At 68.2% G+C, this 12,755-nt stretch carries 8 protein-coding genes; 6 read left to right on the forward strand and 2 right to left on the reverse strand.

Annotated features, from left to right (window positions below; all coding sequences use genetic code 11):
• The 6 genes from ACRYLO_RS05025 (at position 1) to ACRYLO_RS05050 (ending at position 9,347) form a co-directional block, all read left to right on the forward strand.
• The gene (locus ACRYLO_RS05025) at positions 1–972 is read left to right on the forward strand and encodes an aminoglycoside phosphotransferase family protein (protein WP_482661674.1); all 972 of its coding nucleotides are present in this window, start codon (positions 1–3) and stop codon (positions 970–972) included.
• 59 nt (positions 973–1,031) lie between these two features.
• On the forward strand, positions 1,032–1,730 hold the full coding sequence (locus ACRYLO_RS05030; RefSeq protein WP_482661675.1) for a nucleotidyltransferase family protein: 699 nt from the start codon (positions 1,032–1,034) through the stop codon (positions 1,728–1,730).
• 499 nt (positions 1,731–2,229) lie between these two features.
• Entirely contained in the window at positions 2,230–5,172 is a 2,943-nt protein-coding gene (gene addB, locus ACRYLO_RS05035) for a double-strand break repair protein AddB (RefSeq protein WP_482659165.1), read from the forward strand.
• On the forward strand, positions 5,153–8,563 hold the full coding sequence (gene addA, locus ACRYLO_RS05040) for a double-strand break repair helicase AddA (protein WP_482659166.1): 3,411 nt from the start codon (positions 5,153–5,155) through the stop codon (positions 8,561–8,563). The genes addB and addA overlap by 20 nt, the downstream gene beginning before the upstream one ends.
• A 51-nt stretch (positions 8,564–8,614) precedes the next feature.
• The gene (gene trxA / locus ACRYLO_RS05045) at positions 8,615–8,941 is read left to right on the forward strand and encodes a thioredoxin (protein ID WP_482659167.1); all 327 of its coding nucleotides are present in this window, start codon (positions 8,615–8,617) and stop codon (positions 8,939–8,941) included.
• A gap of 1 nt (position 8,942) precedes the next feature.
• Complete coding sequence (locus tag ACRYLO_RS05050) at positions 8,943–9,347, forward strand: hypothetical protein (protein ID WP_482659168.1); 405 nt, start codon at positions 8,943–8,945, stop codon at positions 9,345–9,347.
• Positions 9,348–9,547: 200 nt separating this feature from the next.
• Here ACRYLO_RS05050 and argJ read toward each other — a convergent pair whose 3' ends face one another.
• Complete coding sequence (argJ, locus tag ACRYLO_RS05055; RefSeq protein ID WP_482659169.1) at positions 9,548–10,771, reverse strand: bifunctional glutamate N-acetyltransferase/amino-acid acetyltransferase ArgJ; 1,224 nt, start codon at positions 10,769–10,771, stop codon at positions 9,548–9,550.
• A gap of 53 nt (positions 10,772–10,824) precedes the next feature.
• Entirely contained in the window at positions 10,825–12,489 is a 1,665-nt protein-coding gene (gene leuA / locus ACRYLO_RS05060; protein WP_482659170.1) for a 2-isopropylmalate synthase, read from the reverse strand.
• Positions 12,490–12,755: the final 266 nt, after the last annotated feature.

Here is a 12,755-nt window from a genome sequence, read left to right on the forward strand (position 1 = left end):
ATGAACCCGCCCGAGCGGGCACCCCATTTCCTGGCCGAGATCGGCTGGGGGGACAGCGAAATCCTGCCGCTGGCGGGCGACGCGTCGTTCCGCCGCTATTTCCGGGTGCAGGCACCGGGGCGCAGCGCGATCCTGATGGACGCGCCGCCGCCGCATGAGGACCCGCGGCCGTTTATCTCGATCGCGCGCTGGTTGACCGATCGCGGCTTTGCTGCGCCGACCATTTATGGCGAAGACCTTGAGGTCGGCCTGGTCCTGATCGAGGATTTCGGCGACGCCCGGCTGCGTGAGACGGTGGATGCCGCGCCCGAGAGCGAGTTGCGGCTGTATGAGGCGGCGATCGATGTGCTGATCCGGCTGCGCGGGCATGAAGCGGCTGAGCTGGATCCCTATGATGTCGCGACCTGCCAGCGGGAGGCGGCGCTGCTGACCGAATGGTATTGTCCGGCGATTGGCGTGGATGCCGATGTCGAGGGGTATCGCGCGGCGTGGGATGCGGTGCTGGCACCGACGCTGCACGGACAGCGGGTGACGGTGCTGCGCGACTATCATGCCGAGAACCTGATGCTGATCGAGGGGAGCGAGACACTGGGCCTGCTCGATTTCCAGGACGCGCTGGCGGGGCATCCGGCCTATGATCTGGTCTCGCTGCTGCAAGACGCGCGGCGCGATGTGCATCCCGATCTGGAGGCGGCGATGCTCGACCGCTATCGCCGGATTACCGGCGCAGATCAGGCGTTTGTCGACGCCTATCATGTGCTGGGCGCGCAGCGTAATGCCAAGATCATCGGCATCTTCACCCGGCTGTGGCAGCGCGACGGCAAGCCGCGTTACCCCGGCCTTTGTCCGCGTGTGTGGGGCTATCTCGAGCGCGATCTTCAGCATCCGGCGCTTGCCCCGGTGAAGGCTTGGTTCGACGCGAATATCCCGGCTCATCTGCGCGGCGACCCGATGGTGGTGGTGCAGGCGTGAGCGCGAAAAAGACGCTGGCGATCCGGCCCGTTCCGGCTGGGGCCGTGCCGCGCACCGCGATGGTGATGGCGGCGGGGCTGGGCAAGCGCATGCGCCCGCTGACCGCGACCCGGCCCAAGCCGCTGGTCGAGGTGGCGGGCAAGCCGCTGATCGACCATGTGTTCGACCGGCTGCGCAGCGCGGGCGTCGAGCGCGCGGTGGTCAATGTCCATTACCTCGCCGATGCGCTGGAGGCGCATGTCACGCACCGGGTGAAGGACATCGAGGTGCTGGTGTCCGACGAGCGCAAGCAGCTGATGGAGACCGGCGGCGGGCTGGTGCAGGCGCGCGACATGCTGGGCGATGACCCCTTTGTCTGCGTCAACAGCGATAACCTGTGGGTCGACGGCCCGATCGACGCGATCCGGCAGTTGGCGGCGGCGTGGGACGATGAGCGGATGGACGCGCTGTTGCTGCTCGTCCCGCTCGCCCGTGCGCATTGCCATGGCGGGCAGGGGGATTTTCACCTCGATCCGTTCGGCAAGATCGTCGGACGGCGCAAGCCTGGCCGCTTGGCACCCTTTGTCTATACCGGGGTCCAGATCCTCTCACCGCGCGTGATCCGCGACTGGCCGGAGGGGGCGTTTTCGACGAACCTGTTCTGGCAGCGCGCGATGGAGGCCGGGCGCGCGTTCGGCGTGGTGCATCAAGGGCTGTGGTTCGACGTGGGTTCACCGCCAGCGATTGCGGCGACCGAGGCGGTGCTGGCGGACGGGTGAGTGTGAACATTCGGGTTTCCGGGTGGCTGGCGATCGGCACAATATAACCAAATAGGTTCTTGTAGGAAAGCTGGGGGCTGAAAGGCGCGGTTTTCCGCGCGTTTTTGGCAGTTGTGAGATTCCGAAGGTGGCGTGGTCCGGCGCGATGGGGCGGGGCGGTCGCATGAGGCGATGCGAACATGTCGCGGATGAACGCGCCATCGGTGTCAAAGTGGGCGTGTCGGTCTGTGAGGGAAAAGGCGAATCTGGTCCTCCCGCGGATACAGGCGGCGGCAAGCCCGCTTGCGATTGCCGCGATTGAGGCGGTGCTGGCGGAAGGGTTGCCTTCCCGATTAGCGTCACCCCGGCCCTGTGCCGGGGTCCACTATGCCTCAATTCCGGTGCTCTAGCCGTCTTCTTCGCGCTCGCCTCCCGGTGGACCCCGGAACAAGTCCGGGGTGACGAAAAGGGGGGGGGCACGCTTGCCTAACCGGTGCCCTGCGCTACGGTCGGCATCCCCATGACCACCCGCCTCAACCTCTACACCATCCCGCCGCATCGTGCCTTTGCCGATGCGCTTGCGCAGGGGTTGATCCGGCGGCATGGGGGCGATCTGTTGCGGCTGGCGCGGGGGGTGGTGCTGGTTCCGACCAATCGCGCCAAGCGGACGATTACCGATGCGTTCGTACGGGCGAGCGGGGGCGGGTTGTTGTTGCCGCGGATGGTGGCGATCGGCGATCCCGAGCTGGACGAGGCGGCTGGGCCGTTTCTTGATCCGGCGGACGATGACGCGCCGATTCCGCCCGCGGTCGATCCGTTGCAGCGGCGGATGATCCTGGCGCGGCTGATCGAAGCGCATGACCGCAGCGTCGATGCGGCGGAAGCGGTGCGGCTGGCGGGGGATCTGGGGCGGACGCTCGACCAGATGCTGGTCGAGGAGATCGCGCCGACCGCGCTGCGCGACGTGGTGCTGCTCGATCATTTGACGGTGCACTGGCAGCGTGCGCTCGATCTGTTCGAAATCATTCTCGAGAAATGGCCGCAAGAGCTTGAGAAGCTTGGCCGAATCGATCTTGCCGAGCGGCGCAACCGGTTGCTTGACCGGGTCGCGGCGCGGTGGCGGGCGGAGCCGCCGGAGCGCTTTGTGTGCGCGGCGGGGATCACGACGAGCGCGCCGGCGATTGCGCGGTTGCTGCGGGTCGTTGCGGGACTGCGGCAGGGGCAGGTGGTGCTGCCGGGCGTCGATCTGGCAATGGCGGATGAGGAATGGGCGATGCTGGGGCCGTTCCCGGCTGACCCGGTGAGCGGACGGCGCAAGCGCAGCCTGGAAACGCATCCGCAATTCCATCTGAAGCTGCTGATCGACCGGATGGGCGTGCAGCGCGGCGAGTTCGAGAGCTGGCGCGTGGCGACCGAGCTGGATGCGCCGCCCGCGCGGAGCAAGGCGATTGCAAGCGCGATGATGCCGGCCGAGCGGACGACATTGTGGAGCGACCTGCCCGCCGGTGAACGGCGGCTGGCAGGCGTGCGCGTGCTTGAGGTTGCGACCCCGGCGGAGGAAGCGCAGGGGATTGCGCTGGCGCTACGTCAGGCGCTGGAGGAGCCGGGGCGGACTGCGGCGCTGGTGACGCCGGATCGCGCGCTGGCCAAGCGGGTGGCGGCGCATTGCGCGCGCTGGGGGATTGCGATCGACGATTCGGCGGGGTCGGCGCTGTCGATCCTGCCACCGGGGACGCTGTTGCTGGCGCTGGCCGAGGCGGCGGCGCAGGGGTTTGCGCCGATGGCGTTGCTGGCGCTGCTCAAGCATCCGCTGGTGCGCGCGGGCGACGCGCGGATCGGGTGGCTGGAGCAGGTGCGCATCCTCGATCTGGCGCTGCGGGGGCCGAGGCCGCCTGCGGGGTTGGCGGGGGTGGCGGCGCATCTGGCCGATCCCGAGGGCTATGATGCGCGGATTCGGGGGCGGGCGATCGAACCCTGGGGGGAGATTGCGGCGCTGCTCGAACCGATCGAGGCGGCATTTGCGGCGGAGCTGGTGCCGCCCGCGACGTTGCTGGCGCAGTTGCGGGAGTGTGCCGAGCGGTTGTGCGGCGAGCGCATCTGGGCGGGTGTCGATGGGCGCGCGGCGGCGGCGTTGCTCGACGATCTGGAGCGTGAGGCGGTGCATGGTCCTGCGCTGATTGCCCCGGCGAGCCTGCCCGCATTGCTGCGGACGTTGATGGACGAGGTGGCGGTGCGGCCGCCACAGGGTGGGCATCCGCGCCTCGCGATCCTCGGCGTGATCGAGGCGCGGTTGCACGCTGCCGACCTGTTGGTGCTCGGTGGGTTGAACGAAGGTGTATGGCCGGGGCTGCCCGCGCCCGACCCGTGGTTGGCGCCGCGGATTCGCAGCGAGCTGGGGCTGCCGGGGCTGGAGCGGCGGATTGGCCTTGCGGCGCATGATCTGGCGCAGGGGCTGGGCGCGCGTGAGGTGTTGCTGACGCGGGCGAAGCGTGATGCGGGGGCGCCGACCATCGCGTCGCGCTTCTGGCTGCGGCTGGAGGCATTGTCGGGCGGGCTGGAGCGGGCGAGCGAGCTGGAAGCATGGGCGCGCGCGATCGATGTGCCGGGGGTGCATGAGCCGGTGACGCGGCCCGAGCCGTGTCCGCCGGTGGCGATCCGGCCGCGATCGATTCCCGTGACCGATGTCGATCGGCTGAAGGCCGACCCCTATGCCTTTTACGCCAAGCGGATGCTGCGACTGCGCCCGCTCGATCCGGTCGATGCCGATCCGAGCGCGGCGTGGCGCGGAACGGCGGTGCATGACGCGCTGGAGCAATGGGCGCGGCATGATGGCTGTGACCCCGATGCGCTGGAGCCGCGCGTGCTGGAGATGCTGCGCGCGGCGCACCCGATGATGCGCGCGCTGTGGCAGCCACGGTTGATCGAAGCGGTGCGCTGGATCGTGCGCGAGACGGCGGCGCATCCGGCACGGCGCATCCTGGCGGTGGAGCAGGAGGGCGGGATCGACATTGCCGGGGTGCGGCTGACCGGCAAGTTCGACCGGATCGATGCGATGGGCGACGGGACGATCGGGATTGTCGATTACAAGACCGGCCAGCCGCCGAGCACCAAGGCGGTGCGCGCGGGGTATAGCCTGCAGCTGGGCCTGCTGGGCCTGATTGCGGAGCGTGGCGGGTTTGCCGGGATTTCGGGGCGGGCGAGCTGTTTCGAATATTGGTCGCTGGCGCGGAAGAATGGCGAGTTCGGCTATGTCGCGACGCCGGTCGATCCGGCGGAGAAATATGGGCGGATGAAGCCGGAGGAGTTTGTGCCGAATGCGGCGGAGAAGTTCGCCGATACGGCGGGGCGCTATCTGACCGGGGGAGAGGCGTTCACCGCCAAGCTGCACCCCGAATATGCGCCCTATTCCGACTATGACCAGTTGATGCGCCGGGACGAATGGTATGGCCGTGAGCGGCGCTAATATCTCCGCACTTCCCCCGCTCGCCGGGAGCCAGGGGGCGGCGTCGCAGCCGGAGGCGAGCGTGTGGCTGTCGGCCAGCGCGGGGACGGGCAAGACGCAGGTGCTTGCCGCCCGCGTGTTTCGCCTGTTGCTGCGCGGGGTCGATCCGGGGGCGATCCTGTGCCTGACCTTTACCAAGGCGGGCGCGGCGGAGATGGCGGCGCGGGTGAGCGGGCGGCTGGCATATTGGGTGCGGGCGAAGCGGACCGAGCTGTTTGCCGATCTGGAGGCGCTGGGCGAGCCTGCGGATGACGCACAGATTGCGCTGGCGCGGACCTTGTTCGCCAAGGTGCTCGATGCGCCGGGGGGCGGCTTGCGCATCCAGACGATCCATAGTTTCTGCCAGACTTTGCTGTCGGCGTTTCCGGTGGAGGCGGGGCTGACGCCGGGGTTCCGGCCGCTGGAGGCGCGCGAGGAATCGGCGCTGGCGCGCGAGGCGCTGGCGGAGATGCTGGTGACCGCCGAGCGCGAGGGGCGCGGGTGGGTGATCGACGCGGTGGGCGCGCTCAGCCTGCGGCTGGGCGAGGGCAAGGCCGAGGCGTTTCTGAGCGCTTGTGCCCGCGCGCCCGAGGCGATGGCGGCGATGCCGAGCGGGATCCAGCCATGGTTGCGGCGGGCGTTCGGGCTGCCGTCTGGCGATGTCGCGGCCGAAGCACAGCGCTGGTGCGATGACGAACATTTCGACACCGACGCGGTGCGCCGTCTTGCGGATGCCAACCACGCTTGGAAAACGGCGACCGGAGACAAGGATGCCGCGATAGCCGAGCGCTGGCTCGCGGCTGATCCCGCCGGGCGATTTGAGCAGCTGCGTGACCTCAGCCTTATCGCCCTGAAGAAGGACGGCGATTTCCGGGTATTCAAGGGGAAACTGCTCACACTCGAACCGGATTACGCGGAGCTGGCGGTCGCGCTGGGCGAGGCGTGCATCGCGGTGCAGGGGATGGTGGCGCGCGCGGGCTATGTCGATTGCCTGGCGCAGGGGCTGGCGGCGGGGCGTGAGTATGCGGCGACCTACACGTCGGCGAAGCGGCGCGCGGGGGCGGTCGATTTCGACGATCTGATCGGCAAGGCGGTGGCACTGCTCGAACAGCCGGGGATGGGCGACTGGATCCGCTACAAGCTGGATCAGGCGACCAGCCACGTTCTGATCGACGAGGCGCAGGACACCAATGTCGCGCAGTGGCGGATCGTGCGCGCGCTGGCGGACGAGTTCTTTGCCGGCGAGGGTGCGCATGGCGAGGAGGTGCGGACGATCTTTGCGGTCGGGGATTACAAGCAGGCGATCTTTGGCTTTCAGGGGACCGACCCGGTCAATTTCCGCGCGGCGCAGACGCATTTCGACACGCGCGCGGCGGGGGCGCTGGATACGCTGTCGCTGGTGCACAGTTTCCGATCGACCGCGCCGGTGCTGGAGTTTGTCGATGCGGCGATTGGTGCGCTGCCCCCGCCGGGCATGGGCGCGTTCGCCGAGCCCGAGCCGCATGCCAGCCGGGTCGAAGGGCCGGGGACGGTGACACTGTGGCCGCCGGTGGTGACTGGCGGCGACCCCGAGGATGAGGAAGGCTGGATCGACGACGCGACGCGCGAGCTCGCCAGCCGGATCGCGCGGCAGATCAAGGCGTGGATCGGCACGCTGGAGCTGGAGAGCAAGGGACGCGTGCTGCGGCCCGAGGATGTGATGATCCTGGTGCGGCGGCGTGGTGAGCTGGCCGGGCTGATCGTCGCGCGGCTTTATGCCGAGGGTGTGCCGGTGGCGGGGGTTGATCGGCTGCGGCTGAATGCGCCGCTGGCGGTGCAGGATCTGCTCGCGGCGGTGCGGTTTGCGTTGCAGCCGGACGATGACCTGTCGCTGGCGGCGCTGCTGGTGTCGCCGCTGATCGGGTGGAGCCAGGACGAGTTGATGGTTGCGGCGATCCGCGAGCGCGGGAGCCTGTGGCGGCATTTGCGCGCGACGCAGACGCCGGAGCGGCTGGAGCCGTTGTTCGGGCTGCTCGCGCGGGCGGATTTCATGACGCCGCACCGGTTTCTCGAGGCGATCCTGACCGGGCCGATGGATGGGCGGCGCAAGCTGCTGCACCGGCTGGGGGCGGAGGCGCTCGATCCGATCGAGGAGTTGCTGACGGCGGCTTTGGGGTTCGAGGGGGTGGCGACGCCGACGCTGCAACGCTTCCTCGACTGGTTCGATCGGGGGGATGTCGAGATCGTGCGCGATGCGGCGCAACCGCAGGCGGCGGTGCGGGTGATGACGGCGCATGGCGCGAAGGGGCTGCAGGCACCGCTTGTGATCCTGGCCGATGCGACGGCGGACCCGGTGGCGGGTAATCGCGGGGATTTTGTCGAGTGGCAGCCGGAGGGCTTTGAGGAGAAGCTGCCGGTGTTCCGCCCCGGCAAGGCCGAGCGCGGCGGGCCGGTCGATGGGGCGGTGAGCGCGGCGGAAGCGCGCGAGCTGGAGGAGCATTGGCGGCTGTTCTACGTCGCGGCGACGCGGGCCGAGGAGCGGCTGGTGATCGCGGGGTCGTTGGGTGCTCGCGCGACCAACGGGCCGCCGGAGTTGAGCTGGTACACGGCCGCTGCTGCCGGGCTGGACGCGCTGGGCGTGGAAGCAGGGGAAGGGGAGCGGAGCTTTACCGGCCTGGCGCCGACCCGCGCGGTGCCGCGTAAGGCTGTCGTCGCGGAGACCGGCGAGGCGGCGGGTGCGGTGCCGGATTGGGCGCGGCGGGCGGCTCCGGTCGAGGCGCGACCACCGCGACCGCTGGCGCCGTCTTCGCTGGGTGAGGATCTTGTGGCCGATCCGCCGCCGGCCGCGGCGCTGCGTGCGGCTGCGGAGCGGGGGCGGTTGATCCATGCGCTGCTCGAGCGGCTGCCCGTGGTTGCTGCCGAGCGCCGCGCTGAGGTGGCGGAGCGCTGGCTGGCGGGCGCGGGGGGCATTGAGGATGCGGGCGAGCGGGCCGAGCTGGCGCGTGCGGCGCTGGGGGTGCTGGCCGAGCCGCGCTTTGCCGACCTGTTTGGGCCGGAGGCGCTGGCCGAGGCGCCGGTCGCGGCGGTGGTTAGCGGCGGCCATGTCGTTTCGGGAACGGCGGACCGGCTGCTGGTGACCGACAGCCGCGTGCTGGTGGTGGATTTCAAGACTGGGCGGCGCGCGCCGGCTTCGCTTGGCGATGTGCCGCCCTATCATGTTCGGCAGATGGCGGCCTATGTCGCCGCGCTGGAGGTGATCTTTCCGGGGCGCGAGGTGGTTGCGGGGCTGCTCTACACGGCGGGGCCGGTGCTGTTCGAACTGCCCGCCGATCTGGTCGCGGCGCACAAGCCGGGCTTCGCGGGCAGCGAACAAAGCTTGGCACTCGATGCTTGAGACGGGCGGCTGCCGACCCTAGTTAGGCAGCAACACAAGGAGATTTGAGACATGGCGAAGGCCGTTACCGACGAGAGCTTTGCAACCGACGTGCTGCAGTCCGACAAGCCCGTGCTGGTCGATTTCTGGGCCGAATGGTGCGGCCCGTGCAAGATCATCGGCCCGAGCCTGGAAGAGCTGGCCGAGGAGCTGGCCGACAAGGTCACCATCACCAAGCTGAACATCGAGGAAAATCCCGACACGCCGGGGCAGCTTGGCATTCGCGGCATCCCGACGTTGTTCGTCTACAAGGATGGGCAGAAGGTCGCGCAGCAGGTGGGGATCCAGGAGATCAACACCAAGTCCAAGCTGAAGGCGTGGATCGAGAGCGTGGTGTGAGATGATCGGTGCGCTGGTATTGCTGAGCCTGGGCATGCCAGCGCAGGCCGCTGCCGCCTGTCCGGCCGAGATTGTCGAGCCGGAGCGACGGTTCAGCGGCATCTTTGTCGACGACTTCGAGGGCCAGCGGTTCTTCGAAGGTGCCGCTGGCATCGGCGATCTCGACTTTCGCGCGCGCCCAATCGTCAATTTCGAGCCGGACATTGTCGGCGTGGGTGAACGCTTCGGCATCACGCAGCGTGCGAATGGCTTGGCCTATCGCGTGACGTTCAAAGGCGTCATGCGCAGTCGCGGGACGGTCGAGCCGCCCGCGCTGCTTTGTGGTTACGGCCATTTTGGCGGAGCGGGCAGGCGTATTGATCTCACCGTAGTCGAGACCATCGAACCGCTTGGACCGGTACGCTAGGTTGTTCCGACATCAGACCCCTTCCTGAAAGGGAGGGGTCAGGAGTGGGTTTAACGCATCGCGTGTTTAGCCCGATTCTCTTTCCCGTTTGTGCCGAGCTTGTCGAAGCACCGTTCCTGCACTCACGAGAGCAGACTACGGCCCTTCGACAAGCTCAGGGCAAACGGCTGTAGAGCGATCCCAGATAAACGCGCTGAGCCTCAGCTACGATAGTCGGCGTTGATCGAGATGTAGCCGTGGGTCAGGTCGCAGGTCCACACGGTGGCGCGGCCTTCACCGAGGCCCAGATCGACGCCGATTTCGATGTCCTGGCCCTTGAGATGCGCGGCGACGGGGGTTTCGTCATAGCCTTCGACCGCGAGGCCACCTGACGCGACCTGAACGCCGCCGAAGGTGATGGCGAGCTTGTCGCGCTCGGCGGCTTCGCCGGCCTTGCCGACGGCCATGACGATGCGGCCCCAGTTCGCGTCCTCGCCTGCGATGGCGGTCTTCACCAGCGGCGAATTGGCGATGCTCAGCGCGATGCGGTGCGCGCTGGCGTCGCTTTCGGCGCCTTCGACATCGATGCGGATGAACTTCGACGCACCCTCGCCGTCGCGGACGACGAGATGGGCGAGCTGGAGGCAGAGGTCGGCGAGCGCGGCGCGGAATGCGTCGGCGCCGCCGCTGTCATCATCGGTGAGCGGGGCATTGCCCGCTGCGCCTGTGGCGAAGGCGAGGACGGTGTCGCTGGTCGAGGTGTCGCTGTCGACTGTGATGCAGGAGAAGCTCTTGCGGTTGGCGTCGCTCAGCGCCCGCTGGAGAAACGCGGGATCGACTGCGGCATCGGTGAAGACATAGCCGAGCATCGTCGCCATGTCGGGGGCGATCATGCCGCTGCCCTTGATGATCCCGACCAGATTGACGGTGCGGCCATCGACGATGGCGGAGGTCGCTGCGCCCTTGGCGAAGGTGTCGGTGGTGCCGATGGTGTTGGCGGCATCCTCCCAGCCGCACGGTTCGGCGGTGAAGGCGGCGTCGAGGCCAGCCTCAGCCTTGTCGATCGGGAGCGGGACGCCGATCACGCCGGTTGAGGAGACGAACACGTCCGACGGCTGGCAGCCGAGATGCCCTGCGACGCGGGCGGCGATTGCCTCGACCGCAGCGCGGCCGCGATTGCCGGTGAAGGCGTTGCTGTTCCCTGCATTGACCACCAGCGCGCGGGCGCGGCCGAGCGGGAGCGCGTCGCGGCACCATTCGACTTCGGGCGAGGGGCATTTGCTGGTCGTGGTGACGCCCGCGACCGCCGTACCCTCATCCAGCGTGACGAAGGTCAGGTCGCAGCGGTCCCATTGCTTGTAGCGGGCGCGGGCGACGCGGAGGGTGACGCCGGGGATTGCGGGAAGCGTGGGGAAGCTGGCGGGGGCGAGGGGGGAGCGGGTCATGTCTGTTCCCTAACAAACTTGGCGGCCCCGGCCTGCGCCGGGGCGACGGCAATTCAAGCCAGCGCACTCGCGGCGCTGAGGACGGCGCGGACGCTGGCGGTGGCGACGTCTTCGTCGATGCCGACGCCCCACACGGTCTGACCGTCGGCGGTGCGGCATTCGACATAGGCGGCGGCCTGTGCGGTCGAGCCATGGCCGATCGCGTGTTCGGCATAGTCGGCGATGTCGAGATCGACGCCGAACCCTTCGCGGATCGCGGCGACGACGCTGGAGATCAGGCCGTTGCCGCGCCCGCTGACCGATTTGGACACGCCGTCGACTTCGATCGATCCGGCGAAGATGCGTTCGCCATTGGATGCGCGGGTTTCGTCATAGGCACCGAGCGTGAAGCGCTGCGGCGTCTGGAGACGATAGGCGCTCTGGAACGTCGCCCAGATGTCCTGCGCGTTGAGTTCGCGGCTGGTTTCGTCGGCCATGCGCTGGACGTGGCGGCTGAAATCGGCCTGGAGCCGCTTGGGGAGTTTCAGCCCCTTGTCCTGTTCCAGCACCCAGGCGACGCCGCCCTTGCCCGACTGCGAATTGACGCGGATCACCGCTTCGTAGCTGCGGCCGAGATCGGCGGGGTCGATCGGGAGATAGGGCACTTCCCAGAGCGCGTCGTTGCGCGCTTCCTGCGCGGCGAAGCCCTTTTTGATCGCGTCCTGGTGGCTGCCCGAAAATGCCGTGAACACCAGGTCTCCGGCGTACGGCGTGCGCGGATGGACCGGGATGTTGGTGCAATATTCGACCGTCTTCACCACCTCGTCGATGTCATCGAAGGCGAGGCCGGGGTCGACGCCCTGCGTGTACAGGTTCATCGCGACGGTCACGAGGTCGCAATTGCCGGTGCGCTCACCATTGCCGAGCAGGCAGCCCTCGACGCGATCGGCGCCCGCCATCAGACCGAGTTCCGCCGCCGCGACGCCGGTGCCGCGGTCGTTATGGGTGTGGAGCGAGATCACCACGCTGTCGCGATTGGGGATGTGGCGGCAGAAATATTCGATCTGGTCGGCATAGATGTTGGCGGTCGCCGCCTCGACCGTTGCGGGCAGGTTGAGGATCAGCGGGCGTTCGGGCGTGGGGCGCAGCACGTCCATCACGGCGGCGCACACCTCGACCGAGAAATCGAGTTCGGCGGTGGAGAAGGTTTCGGGCGAATATTGGAAATGCCAGTCGGTGTCGGGCTGCGCCGCCGCGCCGTCGCGCAGCATGCGGGCGGCGTCGATGGCGATGCCCTTAACCTGCGCGCGCTCCATGCCGAAAACGATCCGCCGCCAGGCCGGGCTGACGGCGTTATAGACATGGACGATCGCCTGTTTCGCGCCGCGCAGGCTTTCGAAGCTGGTTTCAATCAGGTCGCGGCGCGCCTGCGTCAGCACCTGCACCGTCACGTCGTCGGGGATGCGGCCGTCGCGGACGAGGCCGGAGATGAAGTCGAACTCGGTCGCGCCGGCGCTGGGGAAACCGACCTCGATCTCCTTGATCCCGATGCGGCAGATCAGGTCGAAGAAGCGCGTCTTCTTCTCCGCATTCATTGGGTCGATCAGCGCCTGATTGCCGTCGCGCAGGTCGGTGGAGAGCCAGCGCGGCGCTTTGGTGATGGTGCGGGACGGCCATTGCCGATCGGGCAGATCGACCTGGGGGAAGGGGCGGTATTTGACGCTGGGGTCGCGCAACATGGGACTTCTCGCTTCGAAACGGACGGTCAGGGGAGGGTTTGCTCTGCCCTTAGGCCGTGTGCGCAGGGGGTGCCCGCGCGAATCCACGCCCTAAGGGCGGATAAGTCGAAGCAGGGTGAGGCCGCAGTCGTGCAACATTATGCGAGGCGCTTAGCCCGGCCGCGCAACAAATGTCCAGTACGGATTCCTCCGCTCGGCCACCGGCCTAGCGATATCATTCTATAAAGATTTGAGCGGCATAGGATGAGCTGGGGGCTGAACAGGAC

Source organism: Sphingomonas sp. SDUR79 (assembly GCF_056821745.1).